This is a genomic window from Natronococcus amylolyticus DSM 10524, from assembly GCF_000337675.1.
GTDB classification, from domain to species: domain Archaea; phylum Halobacteriota; class Halobacteria; order Halobacteriales; family Natrialbaceae; genus Natronococcus; species Natronococcus amylolyticus.
This window is the reverse complement of the sequence record NZ_AOIB01000013.1, coordinates 369,856-392,538: the sequence shown is the minus strand read 5'-3', so window position 1 is coordinate 392,538 and position 22,683 is coordinate 369,856. Positions and strand designations below refer to the sequence as shown.

The following is a 22,683-nucleotide window of genomic DNA, read 5'->3' as shown; positions in this document are numbered from 1 at the left end:
GCAGGACTGCTATCGTCGTCACTGCCGTGAGAACTCCTCCTACTCCGGAAACAGCTCCTCGGTTCGTTCGACTGCGTCGATTCGCTCGAGATCCTCGGATGCGAGCTCGAGTTCTAGCGCCTCGAGGTTCGCCTCGAGATGTTCGCGGCTGCTCGCTTTCGGGATCGGGACGACGCCCTCTTTGGCGACCAGCCACGCGAGACAGACCGCCTCGGGGGTGGTCTCGTAGGCCTCGGCGACGTCGACGACCGCCTCGATCTCGCCCGCGCGGCCGTTCGCCAGCGGCGAGTAAGCTACCAGCGGATAGCCGTTTTCGCGGGCGTGCTCGAGCAGGTCCCCGGGCTGGAACAGCGGGTGGTACTCGACCTGGTGGGCCGCGATCGGCGCCTCCAGGACGTCGGCGGCGGTCTCGAGTTCCGATATCGAAAAGTTGCTCAGACCGACGCCGTCGATCGTTCCTTCCTCGTAGAGACCGTCGAAGGCAGGCAGCGTCCGCTCGGGCTCGTAGGCCTCGATCGGACGGTGGACGTACAGGAGGTCGACGCCGTCGAGGCCGAGTCGCTCGAGGCTCTCTTCGGTCGTCCGGCGAACGGCGTCGGGCTCGAGACTGTCGGCCCACACCTTCGTCGCGACGATGACGTCCTCGCGAGGGACCGAACTCCGTGCCAACCCCTCGCCGACGACGGTCTCGTTTCCGTAGATCTGGGCCGTATCGAGGTGTCCGTAGCCGCACTCGAGGGCCGTCGCGATCGTATCGGGATCCTCGATTCCCATCGTGCCGAGTCCGATCGGTGGTAGCTGCATAGGAGGGGGTTCTCGAGTGGAGACTAAGAGCCCTCGTATCGAGGTACGTTGGCTCGATCCCACGCGTCGATAGCACTCTCGTCTCGATCCTCAGCCATCGGTCTAACAAATATAATATCTACACTAGAATATTACACCTCTCTCCGAGGGCGAACGAGACTCGTCGGTCCCATTAATCAGCCTGCTCTTCAAACAGGCCACTGAACGCCTGAAAAGACCACAAGTGGGAGTTGTCGCTATCCAAAGTCGGTTTCCTCGTCTGAGTTCCGTTCCGTACGTTCGGGTAGCCCGTATCTATCGAAAAGCGCATTAGAACGGTATCAAAACCCGAAATGCTGGTTTCACACTCATATCCGCTCGTCCAGACCGAGCTCGCCCCGACACTATTTGAGACTGGTAGCTTAGCGATATCATAATATTATTGCTATTAGAGTGTGGATGTCTGGTTCCTTCTGCGGATCCGCGGAGGGGGGAGACCTTCTCCCGACGGGTATCGATACGAGCAGTATAAGTGTCCCCTCACTCGAGGTTCAGTCCGTTCTCCTCCCGTTCTCAATTCGATCATCAATCACACATATGTACCGTCGGCACGAACGGCTACCGTATGGGCCCGACTATCCCTGCCGACGAGCCGCGCGCAATCGACACGCACGCTCACCAGCCGACCAGCGAGTTCCTTCACGACGCCGGCGGGCAGATGATGAAAGACGCTGCCGATCGGTTCGGTGCCGATCTCGAGACAGATACCTACGAGAACATGATCGAGCAATACCACGAGGCCGGCGTGGGTCGGGCCGTGTTGCTCGGCTGGGACGCGGAGACGAACACGGGGAATCCACCCGTTCCCAACGACTACGTCGCCGAGGTTCGCGACGAGTACTCGGACTTCTTCATCGGGTTCGGATCGGTCGACCCGCTTAAAGACGACTGCGTCGAGGAGGCGACCCGGTGTGTTGAGGACCTAGATCTCTCCGGGTTCAAGTTCCAGCAGATTGCACAGGGGTTCGATCCCTCCGCTCCCGAACACGAAGAGCTGTGGGCGACGATCGAGGATCTCGACGTTCCTGTCGTCTTCCACGGCGGAAACTCCACGCTCGGCGCGTGCTCGCCGGGCGGTCGCGGACTGAAGATCAAGTACGGCAACCCGATGCTGATCGACGACGTCGCCGCGAACTACCCCGACCTCCAGATCCTCATCGCCCACCCTGCCTACCCCTGGGAAAAAGAACAGCTCGCGATTTGCCAGCAGAAAGGTAACGTCTACATGGATCTCTCCGGGTGGATGCCGAAGTACATCGACGACCAGGTGCTCCACTACGCCAAAACCCTCCTCTCCGAGAAAGTGATGTTCGGGACTGATTATCCCATGCTCGAGCCGGGACGCTGGCTCGAGCAGTTCGCAGAGTTGGGGTTCGACGAGGAGCTACAGCGACGAATCCTCTGGGAGAACGCCGAAGAGTTCCTCGAACTGTAATCCACCTTCGGTGGCGTCTCTTGAGTCCCCGTCTCGAAACCGGTTACACGCGACCGAGAGGGCGGCTGGACGTCCTCGCCGTTACTCCTTGCGCTTGATCAGGAACTTCATGTCGCCCTCGAGGACGACGGTGTCGTCCTGGTTGGTCATCACCGTATCGAGGACGACGATGCCGGCGTCGTCGTGGTCGACGTCTTTCTTCTCGGTGACCTCGATGTCGAGCGAGAGCGTGTCGCCGATGTACACTGGGTTCGGGAGGTCCATGTAGTTCATGCCGAGGAACGCGTACGCCGTGCGCTCGACGATACCGGTGCGGTAGACGAAGCCCGTCGCCTGGACGAACGTCATCGGGCCGTGAGCGATCCGGCCGTCGAACGGTCCCTCCTCCGCGTACTCCTTGTTGGTGTGTAGTTCCGTCCAGTCGCCGGCGAGCGCCGAGTGCATCATGAAATCGGATTCCGTCACGGTTCGACCGACGCTTTCGAACTCCTGGCCCTCTTCGAACTCCTCGAAGTGGTGTGGCTCGTAACTGTATGCCATGGTCTGTTGTTCATGAAAGTGTAATATATACGTTTTCCTTCGAGCGCCAGTTCGTCCGCGAGGTATCGCCAGCTCACCGTCCGTTCCGCCGCCGAACAGTCTCGGCCGAGCCGGGCTGAATCGGCCAGAATCAAGACGTTATCGACCGTTCCACTCGGGATCGCGATCCTCGAAGAACGCGTCGATCCCCTCGTCTTTGTCCTCGGTGGCGAACAGCTGGGCGAACAGCTCCGCCTCGTACTCGATCCCCTGCTCGAGATCCATCCGCGAGGCCGCCTTCACCGACTTCTTTGCGAACTCGAGCGCAACGGGGCTCTTCGAGGCCATCGCCTCGGCGAGGTCGTAGACCTCCTCGTCGAGCGCCTCCGAATCCGCACAGACCCCGTCGACGAGACCGATCTCGTGGGCCTCCTCGGCGTCGATCAGTTCGCCAGAAAGGATTAACCGCATCGCCTGTCCTTCGCCGACGAGTCGAGGGAGGCGTTGGGTGCCGCCACCCCCGGGCATGATGCCGAGATTGATCTCGGGCTGGCCAATCTTCGCGCGCTCGTGGGCGATGCGGACGTCACAGGCCTGGGCAAGTTCGCAACCGCCGCCTAGCGCGTGCCCGTTGAGTCGACCGATGACGGGCTGGGGCAGGTCGTCGACGACCTCGTACACCCGCGGGCGGCTCGAGGCCTCGCGCTGGTCCAGAGCGCTCCGGTCGCGGAACTCGCCGACGTCGGCGCCGGCGACGAACGCCTTGGCCTCGTCCGCGCCGGTGAGGACGACGACCCGGACGTCGCTGTCGGCGACCGCCGCGAGGACGTCCTTCAGTTCGGCCCGAACCTGTGCGTTCAGCGCGTTTCGCGCATCTGGTCGATCGAGAGTGACCGTCGCGACGCCGGGAACGCGGTCGCCGACGCTGGCGTGGATCGTCTCGCAGTCCGTGGCGACCTTGTCGATCGCTTCGGTCCCGTCGACGGGACTTTCGGGAAGGCTCATTCGTCCACCTCCCCGCTGACGCCGACGATCTCGCCGTCCTCCCAGACGTAGAACCCCTCACCGGTCTTCTTGCCCAGCTTACCCGCACGGACCTTCCGCTTGAGCGCCTGGGGCGGTCGGAATCGCTCGCCGAATTCCTCGCGGAGGTACTCGAGGATGTCGAGGCGAACGTCGAGTCCGACGACGTCGCCGAGTTCGATCGGTCCCATCGGGTGGTTGTAGCCGAGCTCCATCGCGGCGTCGATGTCCCGCGGGTCGGCGACGCCTTCTTCGACCATCCGGATCGCCTCGACGCCGAGGGCGACGCCGAGCCGAGAGGACGCAAAGCCGGGCGAGTCGGTGACCTCGACGGGGGTCTTCCCGATATCCTCGACGAACTCCCGGGCGAACTCGAGGGTTTCCTCGCTGGTCTGTTCGGCGACGACGATCTCGACGAGCTGCATGATGTGGACGGGATTAAAAAAGTGAAGGCCGATGACGCGACCGTCGCGTTCCGCGGCGCTTGCGATCTCCGTGACCGACAGCGACGAGGTGTTCGTCGCGATCACCGTCTCGTCGTCGACCAGCTCTTCGACGTCTTCCATCGTTCCTTTCTTCAGGTCGACGTCTTCGGGAACGGCCTCGACGACGAGGTCGACCCCCTCGACCGCCTCGCCGAGATCCGTCGTTCCCGAGAGACGCTCGAGCGCCGCGTCGGCCTCCTTGCGGGTGACCTTCTCGCGTTCGATGCCGCCCTCGAGGTTCGAATCGATCGACTCGAGCCCGTCCTCGACGTACTCCGTCTCGATATCCCGGACGACGACGTCGTGACCCGCCATTGCGGTTACCTGTGCGATCCCGTGGCCCATCGTGCCAGCTCCAAGTACTGCGACTCGCATACGCGACGCATAGAACGAGGCGGGTCAAAGCCGTTTCCGTTCCCGAAACCCGACACCATTCAGAAGAGAAGGAACTGGAACGTCCAGAGGGCGACCATCCCGGAGATGATCGTCAACAGAATATCACCCCGCCACCACGCGACGCCGGCGGCGACGGCACCCGCAAGCAGGCGCTCGTCGAGGACCATCTCGGTGACCGCCGCACTCGGCGTAACGAGCTGGGGGGCGACGAGCGCCGCCAGCACCGCTGCGGGAACGAACTTCAGGAAGCGTTTGACCCTTCTGGGAACCTGGTTGACCCGACCGAACAGGTGGATGAACGACAACCGAATGAGGTAGGTGGCGACGGCGATCGCGACGATAACGCCCCAGATACTGAGCATCGAGTACCCGTTCATCGGTCCATCACCTCCTCGGCCGCGACGCCGGCACCGATCCCGACGCCCGCGGCGATGAGCAGATCAGCACCCTCTGGGAGCCCGGTCTGGGAGACGGCGAGCGCCGCGGCGATCGCGACGAGCGCGCTCGTGAGCGCGGCGACGAGCTGGGGATACGCGTCGATAGCCGGCACGAGAATCGCGAGGAAGACGAGCGGGATCGCGAACTGAAGGTTCAGCGAGGCCGGGATGCCGGCTCCGAGGACGTACCCGATCACCGTCGTGATGACCCAGACGAGCCAGATGCTCACCCCGAGCCCGAGGTAGTACAGGCGCTTGTCTCGATCACGGGACTCGTTGGCGTACTCCCCGATCGACACCGCGTAGACGTGGTCGGTGAGGAAGTACGCGAGATACGCCCGCGTTCGTTTTCCGTACTCGGTGAAATGCGGCGCGATGGAGGCCGAGTACATGAGCATCCGGAGGTTGATGACGAGTCCGGTGAGGACGATGATCGCGAGCCCCGCGTTCGTAGCCACCAACTCGACCATGACGAGCTGTGCGGTGCCCGCGAAGATTCCTGCAGACATCACAACCGTCTGGAGGATCGATAACCCCGCGCCGTCGGCGGCGATCCCGAACACGAGCGCGAACGGGATGAGTCCCAACAGGATTCCGATTGAGTCGCGGGCTCCTGCCCGGAAATCGACGTGCAGTAGTCGTGACAGCAGCTGCTGTCCCTGCGGGTTCTGTTCGAGAGCGGTGCGTGCGTCTGAATCGGCGGGCTCGTCTTGTCCCGCCGATGCGGTTTCGTTTCCTGACATCCTGACCTCGAGAGAGGGTTCCGATCCGATCGGCCTCCGGATGAGTAGCGCCCTGGGTGCCGTGTAACGTGGGGTCGGTAGCGTCGACACTACTGCAGTACTGGAACCGACCCGTCCGGTGGGCGACCAGCTCGTCCGTCGGCGCGAATCGGCCGTTTCGGCTAACTCGCTACCACGTGGTGAGTGTTACCTATCACGTAGCATACCGTCCTCGTTGAAAACTGTATCGAATGATCATCCATATGCACTGTTCCACGGATCGACGGCGCAGAACCGTGCACGAGGCAAAACTTAACTATCGACCGTTCGATTTCTCGGTCGATGACCCGAGCTGAGGCCGTACTCGTCGATGCAGTACGAACCCCACAGGGGCGAAAAGACGGTCGACTCGCCGATGTCTACCCCGAGGACCTCGTCGTCGCCGTGCTCGAAGCGCTGGTCGAGCGAACGGGCGTCCCAGCCGAGGAATGGGACGACTTCCGCCTCGGCTGTGCGAACCAGGAGGAAGAGCAGGGCCGGAACCTCGCCCGCCAGTCGCTGCTCGCGGGTGGCTTCCCCGAGAGCGTGCCGGGCGCGACGACCACCCGACTCTGTGGTTCTTCGCTGACGACGCTCGTGGACGCCGTTCGTGCGGTCGAGACGGGCGATGGCGACGTCTACCCCGTTGTCGGAGTCGAACACATGAGCCGGATCCCCTTCTCGGACTGGCTCCATCCCGACATCGAGGAGCGCTACGATCCCGACGACCTCCCGATGGGCGCGACTGCCGAGCGCGTCGCCCGGGAGTACGACATCGGTCGCAAGGAACAGGACGCGTTCGCGCTTCGCTCTCATGAGCGCGCCGTCGCGGCCCGAGACGAGGGTCGGTTCGACCGCGAAATCGTTCCCGTCGACAGTCCAGAGGGGGTCGTCGAGCGCGACGAAGGCCCGCGGGAAGACACCGACCTCGAGACGCTGGCCGCTCTTCCGACCGTCTTTGCCGACGACGACGAGGCGACGGTCACCCCCGGCAACGCCTCGCCGCTGACCGACGGCGCGGCCGGACTGCTCGTGACGAGCGCCGAGTACGCCGAGGAACACGACCTCGAGCCCCTCGCTCGCGTTCGCTCGCGCGGCGTCGCCGGTGTCGACCCCACCGTGATGGGAACCGGCCCGGTACCCGCGACCCGCGACGCACTCGAGGGAACCGACCTCACCGTCGAGGATCTCGATCTCGTCGAACTCAACGAGGCGTTCGCTTCCCAGAGCCTCTACTGTCAGCGCGAACTCGGTATCGTCGACGAGAAACTGAACGTCAACGGCGGTGCGATCGCGCTCGGCCACCCGCTCGGCTGCTCGGGCGCACGCATCGCGACGACCCTGCTGCACGAACTCGAGCGCCGTGACGGGCGATACGGCCTGGCGACGATGTGCGTCGGGTTCGGACAGGGCGTTGCGGTAGTGTTCGAACGGGCGTAAGCGCGTCTTCGCTCCTCCTGTTCTACTCCGCCGCGAGTTGCATCTTGAACCCGTACCGGGTCACGCCCTCCTGCGTGTAGATCCGACGGATCGTGGCTTCGACGCGGTTGCCGACCTCGACGGTCTCATCGGCGCCAGTTAGCACTTGCGTCGGCGTCGAAACGGTTCCATCGTCGTCTCGAGAGCCGTCGAGTGCGACAACGGCACTGACGAACGATCCCTCGCGGGCCTGCTGTTCGACGAACTCGGGCGGTGCGCCACCCTGTCCGATGACCGTCGCCGCCTCTACGGTTCCGGTTCCCGGGAGGGCGACCTCGTCGTAGCCCTCGAGCGCGCCGCAGTCCGGACACGCCCCCTCGGGCGGGAACGCGAGCGACCCGCACTCCTCGCAGCGGCCGGCGACGAGCCGGTGGCGCTGCGGGATCGTCCGCTTCCAGCTCGGCACGCTGACGTACGCGCCGCCGCCGTCGGGCTCCCCGGGCGTGACGTCGCCGCGCATCCGTAGGTACTCGCCGTAGCGCAGAGTCTCGCCACCCTCGAGCGCGGTCACGATCGCGACGTCGGCGGCGTCGACGGCCAGCGCGGTCGCGCCGCCGCCGGAGCCGTAGCCGAGCAGGACGAGTTCTTCGTGGTCGTCCTCGAGCGCGCTCGCAAATCCGAGCAGGACGCTCGCCGCGCCCGTATCGCCGAGGTCGTGGACCGTGGTCCCCGCCTGGAGCGTCTCGGAGTCGACGCCGAGCGACCCGGCGGCGCGGTAGGGGAGTTTCCCGTTCGGCGACTGCAGGCAGACCGCGTCGACCGCGGAGAGGTCGATCTCGAGGGCGTCCGCGGCGGCCGTAACTGTCTCCGTGAACGCCCGCCGGTCGTAGCCCGTGACGCCAAGTCCCGTCGTCTCCGCCTCGCCGGCGGGGCGGAACCGCGTCCCGGGGAAGGGGCTGACCCGCTCCGCGCGGTCGGTCACCGTTCCGGCGCCGTCGGGCGTCAGGACGACCGCCGCGGCTCCCGCGCCGCCCGCGTGTTCGATCTCGTCATCGTGCGCGCCGCGAGGGGCGTCGGTCGCGACGACGAGCACCGTTCCGTCCGCGACCTCGAGTCCCGACGCGAGCGCGTCGACGCCGGCGCGGGTGCTGCCGGCGAACTGACGCGTCTCGAGGGCGTCGTCGAGGTCGAGGAAGCTAGCGAGTCGGGGGGAGAGTGCCTCCTCCTCGTAGGGTGGCGTCGTCGTGCCGAGGAAGAGGTGCGAGACGGCGTCAGGATCGACGTCGCCCGCCTCGAGCGCTCGCGAAGCAGCCTCGTAGGCCATCGTCAGCGTATCCTCGTCGCCTGCGGGCACCGCGGTCTCGGAGATGCCGGCGCCGTGGAACTGTCCCCAGGCGTCCGTGACCGCGTCGGCGGTCAGTCGATACCGTGGGGCGTAGGCACCGACGCTTTCGAGTCCCATCATTGCGCCACCTCCTCGTTCTCGAAGACGTGAACGGCCGCCGCACCACCGCTGCCGCCGACGTTGTGGGTCAGTCCGTAACGTGGGTTCTCGAGCTGGCGGTCACCCGCACGCCCGGTGAGCTGGTCGAACGCCTCGACGACCTGGCCGGTACCGGTCGCGCCGATGGGATGGCCCTTCGACTTGAGGCCGCCGGAGGTGTTGACCGGGAGGTCACCGTCGGGGTCGGTGACGCCCTCGCGGAGGAGGCGGGGCGCCTCGCCCCGGTCGCAGAACCCGAGGTCCTCGTAGGCGATGAGCTCCGCGATCGCGAAGCAGTCGTGGACCTCGGCGAAGTCGAGATCGTCCGGGTCGATTCCGGCGCGTTCGTACGCGCGGTCCGCTGCCTCACTCGAAGCTGAAATCTCGGTGTAGCTGTCGCGCTGAGCCAGTCCGACACGCTCGCTGGCCGCGCCGGTTCCCGCGACGCGAACGCGCTCGTCGGTGTACTCGTCGACGACGTCCTCGCTAGCCAGTAGCACGGCCGCCGCGCCGTCGGAGGTCGGACAGCAGTGATAGAGGTTGAGCGGGTCCGCGACCGCCGGGGCGGAAACCGCGTCCTCAAGTGAGCACTCAAAGCCGAGGTGGGCCTTCGGGTTCTTCGCGCCGTTGCCGTGGTTCTTCACGGCGACCCGAGAAAGATCCTCTTTGGTCGCGTCGTGCTTTTCCATGTAGGCGCTGGCCATCTGGGCGTAGACACCCGAGAAGGTCGTTCCGGTCAGACGCTCCCACTCGGTCTCTCCGGAGACGCCGAGCCAGTACTTCGTGACGTCGCCGGAAAGGTCGGTCATGACCTCGAAGCCGCCCGCGAGAACGACGTCGGCCATGCCGCTTTTGATCGCCTGAACGCCCTGACGGACGGCGAAGCCACCCGCCCCACAGGCGTTCTCAATCCGCGAGCAGGGCACGTTGTGGAGGCCGACGTGTTCGGTTACCGCCGGGCCCGAGAGGCCGAGCTGTCGCCCGCCGACACCGAGAGTGGCGACGACGGCCTCGTCGATTTCGTCCGTCTCGATACCGCTGTCGACGCTGTCACGGGTGGCTCCGTACGCCTCTGCGAACAGGTCTCGATAACTCCGGTCCGGAAACGAGCCGAAGGGGGTCTGTCCCGCGCCGATAACATAGACGTCTCGCATATCGAGGCCTTGTCACGAGTTAGTATATAGCTTCGGAACTCGGCGCGGAGAGAATACCACATCATTTTTTACCGTATCCCGGTAGAGAGGTAGTTGAGGATGGTACACAAAGACATAGAAGCTGCCTCCCGCGAGGAGCTACGGGAGCTGCAGAACGATCGACTCCGCCGGACTGTGCGGAACGCCTACGAAAACGTCGACTACTACCGCGACGAACTCAACAAAGAGGGCGTCACACCCGAGGACATCGAGACGGTCGACGACATCACGAAACTCCCGTTTACGACGAAGGAGGATTTCCGCGACGAGTATCCCGACGGCCTCTTCGCCGTTGACGACGACGAGATCATCCGGATTCACGCGTCCTCGGGAACGACCGGGAAACCGAAGATCGTCTCGTACACCGAAGACGACCTCGAGGTCTGGAGCGAGGTCGTCGCCCGCAGCCTCGCGGCGGCAGGAGTCGAAGCCGGCGATACCGTCCAGAACGCCTACGGTTACGGGCTGTTTACGGGCGGACTGGGTCTCCACTACGGAGTCGAGGAACTCGGCGCGACGGTGATTCCGATTGGCGGCGGCAACACCCAGCGTCAGGTCGAGATGCTCGAGGATCTGGAGAGCGACGCGATCGCCTGTACGCCGTCGTACGCGCTGTATCTCGCCGAGACGGCCCAGGAGATGGGCGTCGACATCAAGGAACTCCCCCTCCGTGCAGTCATCTTCGGGGCCGAGCCCTGTACCGACCCGATGCGCGAGGAGATCGAGGAGCGCCTCGACGTGACCGGGATCGACATCTACGGCCTCTCGGAGATCATCGGACCCGGGGTTTCGAACGAGTGCTACGAGGCCCAGGACGGGCTCCACATCTGGGAGGACAGGTTCTTCCCCGAGGTTATTGATCCGGAAACGGGCGAGCCCCTCCCGGTGGGTGAAGAGGGTGAACTCGTTCTCACTACGCTCTCGAAGGAAGCCCTGCCCGTACTCCGATACCGAACCGGAGATCTGACGTCGCTTACCTACGAGACCTGCGAGTGTGGTCGGACGATGGTCCGGATGGACAACGTCACTGGTCGCGCCGATGACCTCGTCATCGTTCGGGGCGTCAACTTCTATCCGAGCGAGATCGAGGACGTCGTCCTCGAGTTCGACGAGGTCGCTCCCTACTACCGGATCGATCTCGATCGAGTGGACAATCTCGACACCCTCGAGGTCACGATCGAGCGCGAACCGGAGTTCGACGGCTCCGTCGACGACCTGCGCGATCGAGTCATGACGCGACTGCAGAACGTGCTGTCGTTCACGCCAGACACGTTGACGATCGCAGAGCCCGGCGGGATCGAGCGCACCAAGGTCGGGAAGGTAAAGCGAGTCTACGATCACCGCTGACGGGGACCGCGACGGCACCTTCTTTTGACGGCAGCGACGACCTCGTCGCCGTCGATGGCCGACGCCTCCTGTTCCGACTGCGAGACTACTGCTTGAGGACGTAGACGCGTCCGCGAAACGTCGCGACCCGGTCGTCGGCCTCGTCGGTAACGGTTACTTCGTACTCGGCAGTTCGGCCGCCGACGTGTGTCTCTTCGGCGGTTGCAGTCAGGACGCTGCCGACGTCGACGGCCTCGAGATAGGAGACGTTCGTCTCGAGTGCGACCGCGGTGTCGCCGTGAGAGTTCGATGCGGCGGCAAACGCCGCATCGGCCAGCGAATAGATGGCTCCGCCGTGGGGGGTCCCGTGGAAGTTGGTCAGATCACTGGTCACCGCGAGTTCCGTGCGTGCGTATCCGGGCTCGAGTGCGACGAGTTCGATACCGAGCGTCTCACAGTAGGGGTCGTTCTCGACGTGCTCCCTGATGGCGTCGATAGACGTCATACCGCTACCCGTGTGCCGACCAGTAAAGAAACTACTGGCGGTCGTACTCCTCGAGGGGTATGGCCAACCCACCGGAGCTGGATCGATCGGATTGAGACGTCTTTCCGCCCGAGAACGCCGTTTTGGCTTCAGCGGCTGTTACGGACGCCTTCGGGAGTATTTAAAACCGCGTCATATGGGGGTGAAATACTATGGAGGAATCTACTCTGCAGTAGAGTAATGAACGTCGACGCAGTCACGAAACGCGCGGGGCCCCGGGAGTTCAGCCCCGCGGACGACCTGCCGCGGGAGTACCGGGAGGCCGCAACGCGGATGATCGAGTTCCACGCCAACAGTGAGATCATGGGCGCCTACCTCGAGCGGCCGTTCATCCGGCAGGCGCCGAGCATCGACCGCAAGCTGGCGTTCTCGGCGAAAGTCCAGGACGAGATCGGCCACGGACAACTGCTGTACCGTGCCGCCGAGTCGTTGGGCGTCAAAACGCGCGAGGAGATGCTCGACGACCTGGCGAACGGCGACGGGAAGTTCCTCAACTGCTTTCACTACCCGCTGAAGAGCTGGGTCGACGTGCCGATGATCTCGTTTTTCGTCGACGGAGCGGCGATGCGCCGACAGGCGACGCTGCGACGGACCAGCTGGGAGCCCTACGCCCATGCGATGGACAAGGTCTGCTTCGAGGAGGGATTTCACGTCAAACACGGCGAGGACATCCTCAAGGAGCTGATGACCGGCTCGCGGAAGGAACGGCAGATGACCCAGGAGGCCTTCGAGGAGTGGTGGCCCCGCATCATCCAGTTCTTCGGCCCGACCGACGACAAGAGCACCCACCACGACTTCGCCGCCTCGGTGGGGCTCAAACAGCAGTCCAACGACCAACTTCGGGACGCCTTCCTCGACCAGTACATCCCCAAAGCTCGCAAGCACGGCCTCGAGATCCCCGACGAACCCCGGATTCGCGAGCGCGACGACGGCACCTACGCCGTCGAGGAAGGTGACCTCGACTGGGACGAGTTCTTCACGATCGCCAAAAACGACTACGAGCCCGGCCTCGGACAGATCAACGGCCGGAAACACGCACAGGACGCGGTCCAGTGGGTCCGTGACACGATCGAAAACGACGCTACCACCGCCGGCGGCCACGCGCCGCAGGCGGCCGACTGACCATGATCTGGGAAGTGTTTCGCCAGGAGAAGACGGGTGGGTACCACGCCCACTGCGGAAACGTTCACGCACCCGACCGCGAGATGGCCAAGCAGTTCGCGGCCATCCAGCACGGTCGGCGCAAACCCACGAACAGCCTCTGGGTCGTCCCCCGCGAGGAGATCGGCGAAATCGACAGCGAGGACGTCGCCTTCGGTGGCGCCACCGACAGGAGCTACCGGTGGGCGACCGCCTACAACACCACCGGCGAGGACGCCCGCGAGGTCGTCGAGAGCGAGGACGAACAGGCCACCGCCGAGCGACAGCGAGGTGACGACTGATGGCGGCCCTCGAGAACCCGGACGACCTCGACGCCCGCGAGCGCGAGGCCCTCGAGACGCTGCTCAAGCGTCTGGCCGACGACGAGTTCGTGCTCGCCGAACGGTACACCGAGTGGCAGGTTCGGGCACCCAGCCTCGAGTCGGATCTCGCGCTGGCGAACAACGCCCAGGACGAACTCGGCCACGCTCGCCTGTGGTACGACGTCCTCGAGGATCTTGGCTTCGAAGAGCAGGAGCTGATCTACGAGCGCGATCCCGACGACTTCCGCCACAGTACGCTCGTCGAACTCCCCTTCGAGGAGGGCGACTGGGCCGACGCCGTCCTCCGGTCGTACCTCTATGACGCCGCCGAGGAGCTCCGACTCGAGGCCCTCGAGGAGTCGACGTACCCGAAGATCGCCGATCGCGTCGGCAAGATCCAGAGCGAGGAGGACTACCACTTAGAGCACGCCCAGAACTGGGTCGAACGCCTGGCCGAGGGGGAAGAGGGCCACCAGCGCCTTCAGAACGCCCTCGATCGGCTGTTCCCCCACGCGTTGACGCTGTTCGAGCCGGTCGATCCCGACCTCGAGGAGGCTATCGTCGAACTGAGGCTGCGGGACGCGAGCCTCGAGGAACTGGGCGAGGAGTGGCTCTCGATCGTGGTGCCGTACCTCGAGTCCCTCGAACTCGAGCTGCCGGTCAGCCCGCAGGTCGACGACGACACCTTCGAGATCACCGAGGAGATGCTTCCCGAGAAGCGCGGCCGGGATGGGAGCCACACCGACGCGTGGGCCGACCTCCACGACGAGCTAACCCACACCTATCGCGACCTCGGGCGCAGCGAGACCACCAAAATCATGGAGAAACCAGAATAGCCGTTTCTGAGGTGGGTTAGTCCGGGTCGCCGGTGAAAAGACGAGCTGCCGGCAGACTCAAATACAGACGTACTCGTGTAAATAGCCGTGCGCGTACCGCGGTTGAGAACTTGTTGAAATTCCGGTACGGTTTCCCGTCGGAAAAGCTCCCGAGATTGGTGCTGAGTCGAGAGTATCCCGTAGCGAGGCCTCAACCGGGTATCTTGGATCTCGTCCCGAGCGGGCGTCGCACGTCTCCGTTCAGCGTCGCTCCAGGAACGTCCGAACGCCGTCCTCGTGCTCGGGCGTTCCGTACGCCATCGACTGGGTGAGCAGCTCGTGGTCCAGCGCCTCCTGCCAGTACCTGCCCATGTTCTCGTGGATCGCCCGCTTGGTGAGCCCGAGGGTCGCCGTCGGTCGCTTCCGCAAGGTCTCGAGGAGGTCGGCGACCACGTCGTCCAGTTCCCCGTCCGGGACGGCCTCGTTGACGAGCCCCAGCTCCGCTGCCTCCTCGGCGGAGACGAACTCGGCAGTCAGCGCCAGTCGCTTGGCGTCCCGAAGTCCGATCAGTTGCGGGAGCAGGAAGGTTCCGCCAGTGTCGGGGACGAGCCCGACGCGGACGAACGCGCAGCTAAACGCGGCCGATTCCGCGGCGTAGGCGAAGTCGCTGACCGCAGTGACGGCCAGGCCGGCGCCGACGGCGTCGCCGTTTACCTTCGCGACGATCGGCACGGGCGAGGTGAGCGCGGTCTCGACGACCCGTCCCAGCGTCTCGGTCGTCCGCTCGTACGACTCCTTGGGCGTCTCCTCGCGTTCGGCCATCGCCTCGAGGTCGCCCCCGGCGCTGAACGCCTCGCCCTCGCCGGTGAGCACTATCGCGTCGTACTCCTCCTCGTCGACCTCCTCGATGGCCGCTGCCAACTTCCTGGCTTCGCTTGCCGTAAACGCGTTCAGCTGTTCGGGCCGGTCGAAGGTGATCGTTCGGACTCCGTTCTCGTCGTCGGTGCGCATACGCCCGCGACAGTACCGAGTATAATAACGATTCTCATGTTCGCTCCGTCGATCGCGTCCGTCCGGGAACGTACGGCAGTGCTCGAGGCCGTGCGAATGGCAGAATTAGTAGTATTCGGACTTAATCTATTCTTCCAAACAGGTTCTAACCTTGTCTCGGCAGGGTATCTCCGGTATCGAGATACCTTCGAAGCTCGAGCGACTTGGGGCTGCTAAGCGACGAGAACCTGCATTCTGAGAGAATATCGAATATCGGTGACCGATCTAGGAGTGATAACCGACCGATTCGGTGACCAGCTGAATAGGGCCTACAAATCCACAATAGGGTGGTTTCACCCCGGTGGCTGGCGGTTCGATTCTGAGCTGTTCGATCGAGAGGGTTTCACACTACTCTCCACCTATTTAGATATATGCTAATCTGGTACTTCCGGAGAAGGCTAACGGTCGGGTGCCTATCGAACCGACAGCCGTCGCAGAACGACCGCGAACGAAACGGTGGTCGAGTCTTACTCCCGGAGCGCGTCCTCGCGCTCGGTCGCCTCGAGGGTCTCGGTCTCGAGGTCGGTGGCGACGACGGCGGGCTTGTAGGCGCCGCCCTCGAAGAGGTCGTGGTCGCTGACCGAGGACTCGACGAACCGCGTGAAAGCGCGCCGGTTCGCGGGCAGTTCGCCGTAGACGACCTCCTCCTCGACGAGGTCGTAGACGGGGATGCGCGGCGTCAGGAGCGTGTTCTCGCCGACGACGCTGTTCTCGCCGACGACGAATCCGGAGGTCACTCGGCAGCCGGCACCGAGCGAAACGTTGTCTTCGACGACGACGGGCGCCGACTCGACGGGCTCGAGTACACCCCCAATGAGGGTGTTCGCGCCGAGCTTGACGTCCGCGCCGATCTGAGCACAGGAGCCGACCGTGTCACAGGAGTCGACGAGGGTGCCGTCGTCGACGTAGGCGCCGACGTTGACGAAGCTCGGGCTCATCATGATGCAGTCCGAGCCGAGGTAGGCGCCCCGTCGGATCGTCGTCCCGTCGGGCGTGTTCCGGGTCCCGCGCTCGCCGAGGTCGTCGGTCTCCCGGAGGGGGAGGACGTCGTAGTGGTCGACGCCGCCGTAGTCGTAGGCCTGATTCTGGCGCAGGCCGAAGTTCAGCAGGATTCCCTGCTTGACCCACTCGTTTGCCTCCCACTCGTCACCGTTTTTCTCGGCGGCGCGGACCTCGCCGTCCTCGAGGGCCTCGAGAAAGGCCTCCAGGGTCGCGAACTCGTCCTCGCCGGCCGACGCCGCGTCGACCTCGCCGTTTTGCTTGCGATCCCACAGCTCGCCGATCTCGCTTTCGAGCGTGCTCATTCGTCGATCACGTCCGCAAAGTTGTAGTTCCCCGCCTTCCGTCCTGCGATCCAGACCGCGGCGTCGACCGCGCCCGCGGCGAACACGCCGCGGTCCTCGGCGCGGTGGGTCAGGCGAACTTCCTCGTCGTTGCCCGCGAGGACGACCTCGTGTTCACCGGTGATATTGCCAGCACGAAGCGCATGGACGCCGATCTCGCCGTCCTCGCGGGGGGCCTCGCCCTCACGGCCGTGCGTGCGCCCCGAGAACTCGCCGTTCGCCTCGATCTCGTCGAGCAGCCGGTTCGCGGTGCCGCTGGGTGCGTCGCGCTTTCCGTTGTGGTGGGTCTCGACGAGTTCGACGTCGTACCCCGGGAGGTTCCGCACCGCCTGGCCGACGACGTTGACCAGCGCCTGAACCCCGCGGGCGAAGTTCGGCGCGTGGAGCACCGGAACCTCGTCGCCGGCGTCCTCGAGCGCCGCGAGCCCGTCGTCGCCGAACCCGGTCGTGCCCGTGACGAAAGCAACGCCGATCTCGGCGCAGGCTCGGGCGTAGTCCGCTGCTGACTCGGGTCCGGTGAAGTCGATCACGGCGTCGGGCTCGCGCTCCGCGAGCAGCGCGTCGAACCGCGCCGCGGGCTCGAGTTCGACGCCGTCGACGCGCTCGCCGTCGGGGTCGCGGTTGACGGCGAAGGCGACCTCGCAGTCCTCGTGATCGGCGACGGCGGCGACGACCTCGCGGCCCATCCGTCCCGTCGCTCCGGTGACGCCGATCCCGACCGTCATGGACTGGCCTCTGCGTCGGCGACCGCCGCCGGCTCGTCCTCGAGCTCGGCGAGGACGTCCTCGAGCAGCTCTCGGCTTTCGTCGGTGAGGCGGGTCATCGGCGAGCGCATCCGGGCGGGGCCGTAGCCGCGGATCTCCATGGCCTCCTTGACCGGGATCGGGTTCGTCTCGATAAACAGCGTCCGGAACAGCGGTCCGAGCTCGTGGTGGAGCTTGCGGGCGCGTTCGTAGTCTCCCTCGAGGGCGGCGCCGACCATCGCACACGTTCGTTCGGGTTCGACGTTCGCCGAGACGCTGATCGTGCCGGTGCCGCCGACCGACAGGACGGGCAGGGTGAGCGCGTCGTCGCCCGAGAGGACTGCGAAGTCCTCGTCGCGTGTGCGCTCGACGACCTCACCGATCTGGCCCAGGTCGCCGCTCGCGGCCTTGTAGCCCGCGATGTTCTCGTGACTCGCCAGCTCGACGGCTGCGTCAGGCTCGATGTTCTGGCCTGTCCGCGAGGGGACGTTGTAGACGATCTGGGGCAGGTCGACGGCGTCGGCGATCGTCTCGTAGTGGTCGACGAAGCCCTGTTGTTCGGGCTTGTTGTAGTACGGCGAGATCAGCAGCAGGCCGTCGGCGCCGGCGTCGGCCGAGCGCTCGGAGAGTTCGAGGGCCTCGCGGGTGTTGTTCGAGCCCGAGCCCGCGATGACGGGCACGTCGTCGACGGCGTCGATAACGGCCTCGACGACCTCGACGTGTTCGTCGTGGGTCAGCGTCGCCGACTCCCCCGTGGAGCCGACGGGAACGAGCCCGTCGACGCCCGCCTCCTCGAGTCGCTGGGCGTCGGTCTGCAGTGTTTCGAAGTCGATCTGTTCGTCCTCGTCGAACGGCGTACACATAGCCGGGAAGACGCCGCTGAAGTCGATGTTGGATGTCATGTCTGTGTCGTGTGGTGGTCGTACGTTCGTCGAACGATTCTGGGAAACCGCACACCGGAGCGCGCCCGAGACGAGGTCGCCACGCTCGCCACGAGCACTCTCAGACGCGTTTTTTCGAGAAGGGGGCCGCGCTCGCTCCGCTCACGATGGGTCCGACGATCGCGCGAGCGGTGCGTGGCATACCCGGAAGGGCAACCGGGACGAACTTATGGATTTCGTTGTCCTGCGATTCTTGCGGCAACTCGAGGTGGACGAGCCGAGATGAGACAGGCTCCGCCACGCCGTCTGTCGAATCAACCCGCGAAATTTATACATCACGACCCCTTACCTCGGGGTATGACAGACTTCGGACTGAAAGTACGAATGTTCGTCGTCGGCTCGATGCTGGCGGCGCTCTACCTGTTCGTCGGGGCCGTCGGCCTCGCGTTCCTGGGGACAGGTGGCTGGCCGATCGTCCTGGTGTTGCTGGTGACGTTCCCGTTCCTCCAGTACAAACTCGGCAAGTGGATGGCGACCAGGAAAGCCGAGGAGATGCCCGAGGAGGGACAGTACGCCGATATCCACCGCATGACCGAGTCGCTCTCCCGCGACATGGGGATCAAAAAGCCCACGCTGATGGTTCAGCAGATGGGCGTCCCGAACGCGTTCGCGACCGGTCGAAAGGGCGACGGCGTCGTCGTCGTCAGCGAGGAGCTCATCCGGCTGCTCGACCGCGACGAACTCGAGGGCGTCATCGCCCACGAGCTGGCCCACATCAAGAACCGCGACGTGCTGATGATGACCGTCGGCAGCTCCATCGGGATGATGGTCGGCTACGCCGTCTACTTCGTCTACGTCTTCGGCGGCGAGGACAACCCCGGCGGGTTCATCGTCGGCTGGATCCTCTCGATCTTCGCCCAGATGCTCGTCACGATCCTCGTGATGGCCATCTCGCGGTACCGCGAGTACGTCGCCGACGACGACGCGCGTCAGTACATCGGCAGCGGCGACCCGCTCGCTCGGGCTCTCGAGAAGATTTCGAAGGGCGCGGAGAACCGCGAGTCGACCGTCGACGAGGGACAGGCCGCGCTCTGTATCTTCAACTCCGAGCGCGGACTGCTCGCGACCGTGTTCGCCACCCATCCGCCGACCGAGAAGCGCATCGAGAAGCTTCGCAGCTGATCGGGCGTCAGCACGTTTTTTCCGCGACAGGTAGCCACGGATTGCCGGAGGGCCGCCCGTTGTGAGAAGGGTTTTCACGATCGACCGTCACGGGTAGGACATGACCGAGATTCATTCGGGGCAGCGCGTCGCGGTTCTCGTCGACGCGCAGAACCTCTATCACACCGCACAGAGCCTCCACAGCCGAAACATCGACTACTCCTCGCTGCTCGAGAAGGCGGTACAGGACCGCCAGCTTACCCGTGCCATCGCCTACGTCATCCGCGCGGACTCGCCCGAGGAGGAGAGCTTCTTCGAGGCGCTGATCGACATCGGCTTCGAGACGAAGATCAAGGATATCAAGACGTTCGCCGACGGCTCGAAGAAGGCCGACTGGGACGTCGGAATGAGCTTGGACGCGGTGACGCTCGCGAACCACATCGATACGCTCGTGCTCTGTACGGGCGACGGCGACTTCTCGCGGCTCTGCTCACACCTGCGTCACGAGGGCGTCCGCGTCGAGGTAATGGCCTTCGAGTCCTCGACCGCCGAGGAGCTCATCGCGGAGGCCGACTCGTTTCTGGATCTCGACTCGCGCCGCGAGACGTTCCTGCTCTAGACGCGGGCGTCGCGGGCACGATCGACACACAGTGCGCCCGCGCCGATCACCAGCGCCGACCCCGTAAGCGCGTAGACGAGGACGTGCGACTCGAGCGCGGACGGGCCGGCGAACGTGAGGCTGCTCACCGCGAGCACCACCAGTCCCAGGACGACCTGCGTAAAATCCATTCGCTCGTCGAATCGGGACCGACCTATATAATGGTCCTGATGACAGTCGTGGGACGGTGGTTGTCAGCGGATCACGAACGCCGTCGCCAGCGGGTCGAAGGGCTTTCGACCGCCCGCGCCGAACGCGGGCTATGAGCGATCCAGCCGACGGAAACGCGGGACTGCCGGCGCTGCGGACGATCGCCGACTACCAGTTCGGCGCCGACGCGGGCGAGAGCCTCTTCCCGCCGACGGAGTCGCTGACGGTCAAACGCACCTCTTCGGGGCGACCCCAGCAGATCCACTGCAGGGACGGCCGCCTCGTCTCGTTCGGAATCGACGGCAGATTCACGCTGGGGATCGAGGGCGGACGGCGGCTCGACGCTGCTCTCGAGCGACCGGCCTACCGGGTCGTCGTCGACGACGAGAGCGAGCCGTTCGTCCGCGAGGAGAAGAACGTCTTCGCGAAGTTCGTCCTCGAGGCCGGTTCCGAGATCCGCCCGGGCGACGAGGTGGTCGTCGTCCACGAACGCGGCGAGGTGCTCGCGGTCGGCACGGCCGAACTCGACGGCGCGGCGATGGGCGACTTCGAGACCGGGATGGCCGTCTCCGTTCGCGAGGGCGTGCCCCCGGAGCACTGACGGCAACCGTCGTCCCTGTTCTCCGACGCCGACGTCTCACCGCCGCGTAGAACCCGTCGGGGTTGCTCGAGCGGGCTCTCGATCGACGCGGAGGGCGCTGTGTACGCTCCGTCCGGATTTCGGGGCCGGCGTCGCTCGGAAGAGACCGCAGAGTAAAAGACGGCTGACGGCGACGTTTCGGGTATGTTTGGAGGAGGCGGCGGCATGAACCCGCGCAAGATGGAACAGATGATGGAACAGATGGGGATCGACGTCGAGGACGTCGACGCCGAGGAGGTCATCATCCGGACCTCGGAGTACGACCTCGTCTTCGACGACGCCGAGGTCACGAAGATGGACGCCCGCGGCCAGGAGACCTACCAGGTCATCGGCTCGCCCGAGGAGGTCGAGTCCGGCGCGGCGGGCGCCGTGGAAGGCGCCGACGCCGGAGCCAGCGAGGACGCCGGGAGCGCGATCCCCGACGCCGACGTCGAGATCGTCGCCACCCGCACGGGCGTCAGCGAGGACGAGGCCCGAGAGGCCCTCGAGGAGCACGACGGCGACCTCGCCGCGGCGGTCGAGGCCCTCGAGTAACGCGTGACTGTCCCGGTATTACTGGTTCGGGGCGACCGCGAATACCTCGTCGAACCCGGCGAGGAGAAGGGGACCGACCTCGGTGTGCTCGAGGTTCCCGAGGACGTCGAGCCCGGCGAGACCCTCGAGACGCATCTCGGCGACAAGTTCAGGGTACGCCGGCTCCGGGGGCCGGATCTCTTCCACCACTTCGATCGAACGGGCGCCCCGATGGTGCCCCGAGACATTGGACTGGTGATCGGCGAGACCGGCGTCGCACGGGGCGATCGGGTGCTCGACACCGGCACCGGCACGGGCGTGCTTGCGGCGCTACTTGCCCGTGCGGGCGCGTCGGTCGTCACCTACGAGCGCGACCCCGAGTTCGCCGACGTCGCCCGGAAGAACATGCGACTGGGCGGCGTCGCCGATGACGTCGACGTCCGAACCGGCGATCTGACCGAGGAGCTCGACGGCCTCGAGCCGTCGTCGTTCGACGTCGTCACCCTCGATACGGGCGACGCGCCCGACGTCGTCGAGAGCGTTCCCGAACTGCTCGTCGAGGGTGGGTTCCTCGCGGTGTACAGTCCGTTCGTCGAGTCGACCCGCGAGGTCGTCGAGGCCGCTCGAGCGGCCGAGCTGTCGGACGTCCGTACCCGAGAGACGATCCAGCGGGAGATGCAGTTCGACGACCGAGGGTCCCGACCCTCGACGGCTCCGGTCGGCCACACGGGATACCTGGTGCTCGCCCGGAACGAGTAGTTCTGTTCTACCACTCTCGAGGGAAACTGGCCGGGAACGGACGCCGAGCACTGCGAGGAGTCCGCGACTCGGGGGAGGGCAGGCTGTTTACCGACACTTCCCGCGAGCGAACCCTGAGGGTGAGCGAGCGGGCCGACGACTGACGTGGAGAGCGCGGCGCTACGCGCCGCGATCGAGCGAACGGCGAAGCCGTGAGCTGAGAACGCCACGCGTTCGGAACGGAGGGAGGAGTGCTTTTGATCGAAATTTTACCGAGGGACGTCGCGGCCGCGGCGATACCGCGGCCGCGACAGACTGCAGCGTAAAATTTCGTTAGTTGTCGTCCTCGCGCCACTTGTACTCGCACTCGCTACAGATGAAAAACCGCGTCTCGGACTCGTCGGCCGAGCGGATCTGTTGCATGTACCAGTACGCGCGGTCGTGACCACACTCGGGACAGTGCGCGTCGGTTTCGGGCAGCGACGTCTCCTCGGAGGACTCGATGACCTCGGACGCCTCCTGGTCGTCGGTCAGCGTGTACTCGGCGGCGTCGCCCTGGGGCTTCGTGAAGCCGCAGCTCCCGCACTCCCAGATGCCGTCGTCGGCTTTCATCATCGAACCGCATTCGTCGCAGAATTCCATCGTTGTCCGGCATACGTCGGTG

26 protein-coding genes are annotated in these 22,683 nt (G+C 65.1%); 11 read left to right on the top strand and 15 right to left on the bottom strand.

From position 1 onward, the window contains the following. Positions 1–39 precede the first annotated feature (39 nt). Positions 40–804, bottom strand: coding sequence for an aldo/keto reductase (locus C491_RS04120; RefSeq protein WP_005554000.1), 765 nt, complete (start codon positions 802–804; stop codon positions 40–42). Positions 805–1,408: 604 nt separating this feature from the next. Here C491_RS04120 and C491_RS04115 point away from each other — a divergent pair. After that, a complete protein-coding gene (locus C491_RS04115) occupies positions 1,409–2,278 on the top strand; it encodes an amidohydrolase family protein (RefSeq protein ID WP_005553998.1) in 870 nt (289 codons plus the stop codon). An 81-nt stretch (positions 2,279–2,359) separates the two neighbouring features. Here the strand turns inward: C491_RS04115 and C491_RS04110 are convergent, their stop codons facing one another. From C491_RS04110 to C491_RS04090, 5 genes are all read right to left on the bottom strand, one after another. Then, a complete protein-coding gene (locus C491_RS04110; protein ID WP_005553996.1) occupies positions 2,360–2,818 on the bottom strand; it encodes a MaoC/PaaZ C-terminal domain-containing protein in 459 nt (152 codons plus the stop codon). 138 nt (positions 2,819–2,956) lie between these two features. Beyond that, positions 2,957–3,802, bottom strand: coding sequence for an enoyl-CoA hydratase/isomerase family protein (locus C491_RS04105; protein ID WP_005553994.1), 846 nt, complete (start codon positions 3,800–3,802; stop codon positions 2,957–2,959). Next, the gene (locus C491_RS04100; protein ID WP_049891430.1) at positions 3,799–4,680 is read right to left on the bottom strand and encodes a 3-hydroxyacyl-CoA dehydrogenase family protein; all 882 of its coding nucleotides are present in this window, start codon (positions 4,678–4,680) and stop codon (positions 3,799–3,801) included. Before C491_RS04100 ends, C491_RS04105 begins: the two co-directional genes overlap by 4 nt. Before the next feature lie 59 nt (positions 4,681–4,739). Continuing rightward, the gene (locus C491_RS04095) at positions 4,740–5,078 is read right to left on the bottom strand and encodes an AzlD domain-containing protein (protein ID WP_005553992.1); all 339 of its coding nucleotides are present in this window, start codon (positions 5,076–5,078) and stop codon (positions 4,740–4,742) included. Further along, complete coding sequence (locus C491_RS04090; protein WP_005553991.1) at positions 5,075–5,881, bottom strand: AzlC family ABC transporter permease; 807 nt, start codon at positions 5,879–5,881, stop codon at positions 5,075–5,077. Before C491_RS04090 ends, C491_RS04095 begins: the two co-directional genes overlap by 4 nt. Positions 5,882–6,202: 321 nt before the next feature. Here C491_RS04090 and C491_RS04085 point away from each other — a divergent pair, with 321 nt between their 5' ends. Continuing rightward, positions 6,203–7,339, top strand: coding sequence for a thiolase family protein (locus tag C491_RS04085; RefSeq protein ID WP_005553990.1), 1,137 nt, complete (start codon positions 6,203–6,205; stop codon positions 7,337–7,339). Positions 7,340–7,361: 22 nt separating this feature from the next. Here C491_RS04085 and C491_RS04080 read toward each other — a convergent pair whose 3' ends face one another. Together C491_RS04080 and C491_RS04075 are read right to left on the bottom strand one after the other, a co-directional pair. Further along, a complete protein-coding gene (locus C491_RS04080; RefSeq protein WP_049891429.1) occupies positions 7,362–8,783 on the bottom strand; it encodes a zinc ribbon domain-containing protein in 1,422 nt (473 codons plus the stop codon). After that, the gene (locus C491_RS04075; protein ID WP_005553988.1) at positions 8,780–9,955 is read right to left on the bottom strand and encodes a thiolase domain-containing protein; all 1,176 of its coding nucleotides are present in this window, start codon (positions 9,953–9,955) and stop codon (positions 8,780–8,782) included. Before C491_RS04075 ends, C491_RS04080 begins: the two co-directional genes overlap by 4 nt. Before the next feature lie 99 nt (positions 9,956–10,054). On the opposite strand from C491_RS04075, the gene paaK reads away from it, so the two are divergent. Further along, complete coding sequence (paaK, locus tag C491_RS04070; RefSeq protein WP_049891427.1) at positions 10,055–11,341, top strand: phenylacetate--CoA ligase PaaK; 1,287 nt, start codon at positions 10,055–10,057, stop codon at positions 11,339–11,341. Positions 11,342–11,426: 85 nt separating this feature from the next. On the opposite strand, the gene paaI is transcribed toward paaK, so the two are convergent. Next, entirely contained in the window at positions 11,427–11,825 is a 399-nt protein-coding gene (gene paaI, locus C491_RS04065) for a hydroxyphenylacetyl-CoA thioesterase PaaI (RefSeq protein ID WP_005553983.1), read from the bottom strand. Between the two features lie 219 nt (positions 11,826–12,044). Here paaI and paaA point away from each other — a divergent pair, with 219 nt between their 5' ends. The 3 genes from paaA to paaC are packed head-to-tail and all read left to right on the top strand — an operon-like array spanning position 12,045 to position 14,163. Further along, the gene (paaA, locus tag C491_RS04060) at positions 12,045–12,986 is read left to right on the top strand and encodes a 1,2-phenylacetyl-CoA epoxidase subunit PaaA (protein ID WP_005553982.1); all 942 of its coding nucleotides are present in this window, start codon (positions 12,045–12,047) and stop codon (positions 12,984–12,986) included. A gap of 2 nt (positions 12,987–12,988) precedes the next feature. Then, positions 12,989–13,306, top strand: coding sequence for a 1,2-phenylacetyl-CoA epoxidase subunit PaaB (paaB, locus tag C491_RS04055; protein WP_005553981.1), 318 nt, complete (start codon positions 12,989–12,991; stop codon positions 13,304–13,306). Next, the gene (gene paaC, locus C491_RS04050) at positions 13,306–14,163 is read left to right on the top strand and encodes a 1,2-phenylacetyl-CoA epoxidase subunit PaaC (protein WP_005553980.1); all 858 of its coding nucleotides are present in this window, start codon (positions 13,306–13,308) and stop codon (positions 14,161–14,163) included. The genes paaB and paaC overlap by 1 nt, the downstream gene beginning before the upstream one ends. Positions 14,164–14,403: 240 nt before the next feature. Here the strand turns inward: paaC and C491_RS04045 are convergent, their stop codons facing one another. The 4 genes from C491_RS04045 to dapA all read right to left on the bottom strand — a co-directional run bounded on the left by C491_RS04045 (position 14,404) and on the right by dapA (position 18,180). After that, positions 14,404–15,153 carry an enoyl-CoA hydratase/isomerase family protein gene (locus C491_RS04045; protein WP_005553979.1) on the bottom strand — a complete coding sequence of 250 codons (750 nt, stop codon included), beginning with the start codon at positions 15,151–15,153 and terminating at the stop codon, positions 14,404–14,406. Positions 15,154–15,659: 506 nt separating this feature from the next. Next, a complete protein-coding gene (locus C491_RS04040; RefSeq protein ID WP_005553978.1) occupies positions 15,660–16,496 on the bottom strand; it encodes a 2,3,4,5-tetrahydropyridine-2,6-dicarboxylate N-succinyltransferase in 837 nt (278 codons plus the stop codon). Beyond that, positions 16,493–17,260, bottom strand: a complete 768-nt coding sequence (gene dapB / locus C491_RS04035; protein ID WP_005553977.1) for a 4-hydroxy-tetrahydrodipicolinate reductase — start codon at positions 17,258–17,260, stop codon at positions 16,493–16,495. Before dapB ends, C491_RS04040 begins: the two co-directional genes overlap by 4 nt. Continuing rightward, entirely contained in the window at positions 17,257–18,180 is a 924-nt protein-coding gene (dapA, locus tag C491_RS04030) for a 4-hydroxy-tetrahydrodipicolinate synthase (RefSeq protein WP_005553975.1), read from the bottom strand. The genes dapB and dapA overlap by 4 nt, the downstream gene beginning before the upstream one ends. A 336-nt stretch (positions 18,181–18,516) precedes the next feature. On the opposite strand from dapA, the gene C491_RS04025 reads away from it, so the two are divergent. Next, complete coding sequence (locus C491_RS04025) at positions 18,517–19,341, top strand: M48 family metallopeptidase (protein WP_005553974.1); 825 nt, start codon at positions 18,517–18,519, stop codon at positions 19,339–19,341. A 100-nt stretch (positions 19,342–19,441) separates the two neighbouring features. Continuing rightward, complete coding sequence (locus C491_RS04020; RefSeq protein ID WP_005553972.1) at positions 19,442–19,939, top strand: LabA-like NYN domain-containing protein; 498 nt, start codon at positions 19,442–19,444, stop codon at positions 19,937–19,939. On the opposite strand, the gene C491_RS23125 is transcribed toward C491_RS04020, so the two are convergent. Further along, complete coding sequence (locus C491_RS23125; RefSeq protein WP_005553971.1) at positions 19,936–20,109, bottom strand: hypothetical protein; 174 nt, start codon at positions 20,107–20,109, stop codon at positions 19,936–19,938. The genes C491_RS04020 and C491_RS23125 overlap by 4 nt on opposite strands. A gap of 131 nt (positions 20,110–20,240) precedes the next feature. On the opposite strand from C491_RS23125, the gene C491_RS04015 reads away from it, so the two are divergent. From C491_RS04015 to C491_RS04005, 3 genes are all read left to right on the top strand, one after another. Further along, a complete protein-coding gene (locus C491_RS04015) occupies positions 20,241–20,729 on the top strand; it encodes a PUA domain-containing protein (protein WP_005553970.1) in 489 nt (162 codons plus the stop codon). Positions 20,730–20,912: 183 nt separating this feature from the next. After that, positions 20,913–21,302: a nascent polypeptide-associated complex protein gene (locus tag C491_RS22295; protein WP_049891426.1), complete on the top strand. Its 390-nt coding sequence runs from the start codon at positions 20,913–20,915 to the stop codon at positions 21,300–21,302. 3 nt (positions 21,303–21,305) lie between these two features. Beyond that, positions 21,306–22,040, top strand: coding sequence for a methyltransferase domain-containing protein (locus C491_RS04005; RefSeq protein ID WP_005553968.1), 735 nt, complete (start codon positions 21,306–21,308; stop codon positions 22,038–22,040). Positions 22,041–22,352: 312 nt separating this feature from the next. On the opposite strand, the gene C491_RS04000 is transcribed toward C491_RS04005, so the two are convergent. Beyond that, positions 22,353–22,661, bottom strand: coding sequence for a transcription factor S (locus tag C491_RS04000; RefSeq protein ID WP_005553967.1), 309 nt, complete (start codon positions 22,659–22,661; stop codon positions 22,353–22,355). Positions 22,662–22,683 lie beyond the last annotated feature (22 nt).

Coding starts and splice junctions, on each gene's coding strand:
- C491_RS04025 (WP_005553974.1), top strand. CDS start 18,517: ATGACAGACTTCGGACTGAAAGTACGAATGTTCGTCGTCGGCTCGATG.
- paaI (WP_005553983.1), bottom strand. CDS start 11,825: ATGACGTCTATCGACGCCATCAGGGAGCACGTCGAGAACGACCCCTAC.
- C491_RS04115 (WP_005553998.1), top strand. CDS start 1,409: ATGGGCCCGACTATCCCTGCCGACGAGCCGCGCGCAATCGACACGCAC.
- C491_RS23125 (WP_005553971.1), bottom strand. CDS start 20,109: ATGGATTTTACGCAGGTCGTCCTGGGACTGGTGGTGCTCGCGGTGAGC.
- paaB (WP_005553981.1), top strand. CDS start 12,989: ATGATCTGGGAAGTGTTTCGCCAGGAGAAGACGGGTGGGTACCACGCC.
- C491_RS04090 (WP_005553991.1), bottom strand. CDS start 5,881: ATGTCAGGAAACGAAACCGCATCGGCGGGACAAGACGAGCCCGCCGAT.
- C491_RS04120 (WP_005554000.1), bottom strand. CDS start 804: ATGCAGCTACCACCGATCGGACTCGGCACGATGGGAATCGAGGATCCC.
- C491_RS04095 (WP_005553992.1), bottom strand. CDS start 5,078: ATGAACGGGTACTCGATGCTCAGTATCTGGGGCGTTATCGTCGCGATC.
- paaA (WP_005553982.1), top strand. CDS start 12,045: ATGAACGTCGACGCAGTCACGAAACGCGCGGGGCCCCGGGAGTTCAGC.
- C491_RS04085 (WP_005553990.1), top strand. CDS start 6,203: ATGACCCGAGCTGAGGCCGTACTCGTCGATGCAGTACGAACCCCACAG.
- C491_RS04045 (WP_005553979.1), bottom strand. CDS start 15,153: ATGCGCACCGACGACGAGAACGGAGTCCGAACGATCACCTTCGACCGG.
- C491_RS04040 (WP_005553978.1), bottom strand. CDS start 16,496: ATGAGCACGCTCGAAAGCGAGATCGGCGAGCTGTGGGATCGCAAGCAA.
- C491_RS04075 (WP_005553988.1), bottom strand. CDS start 9,955: ATGCGAGACGTCTATGTTATCGGCGCGGGACAGACCCCCTTCGGCTCG.
- C491_RS04100 (WP_049891430.1), bottom strand. CDS start 4,680: ATGCGAGTCGCAGTACTTGGAGCTGGCACGATGGGCCACGGGATCGCA.
- paaK (WP_049891427.1), top strand. CDS start 10,055: ATGGTACACAAAGACATAGAAGCTGCCTCCCGCGAGGAGCTACGGGAG.
- C491_RS22295 (WP_049891426.1), top strand. CDS start 20,913: ATGTTTGGAGGAGGCGGCGGCATGAACCCGCGCAAGATGGAACAGATG.
- C491_RS04015 (WP_005553970.1), top strand. CDS start 20,241: ATGAGCGATCCAGCCGACGGAAACGCGGGACTGCCGGCGCTGCGGACG.
- paaC (WP_005553980.1), top strand. CDS start 13,306: ATGGCGGCCCTCGAGAACCCGGACGACCTCGACGCCCGCGAGCGCGAG.
- C491_RS04020 (WP_005553972.1), top strand. CDS start 19,442: ATGACCGAGATTCATTCGGGGCAGCGCGTCGCGGTTCTCGTCGACGCG.
- C491_RS04000 (WP_005553967.1), bottom strand. CDS start 22,661: ATGGAATTCTGCGACGAATGCGGTTCGATGATGAAAGCCGACGACGGC.
- C491_RS04110 (WP_005553996.1), bottom strand. CDS start 2,818: ATGGCATACAGTTACGAGCCACACCACTTCGAGGAGTTCGAAGAGGGC.
- dapB (WP_005553977.1), bottom strand. CDS start 17,260: ATGACGGTCGGGATCGGCGTCACCGGAGCGACGGGACGGATGGGCCGC.
- C491_RS04080 (WP_049891429.1), bottom strand. CDS start 8,783: ATGATGGGACTCGAAAGCGTCGGTGCCTACGCCCCACGGTATCGACTG.
- C491_RS04105 (WP_005553994.1), bottom strand. CDS start 3,802: ATGAGCCTTCCCGAAAGTCCCGTCGACGGGACCGAAGCGATCGACAAG.
- dapA (WP_005553975.1), bottom strand. CDS start 18,180: ATGACATCCAACATCGACTTCAGCGGCGTCTTCCCGGCTATGTGTACG.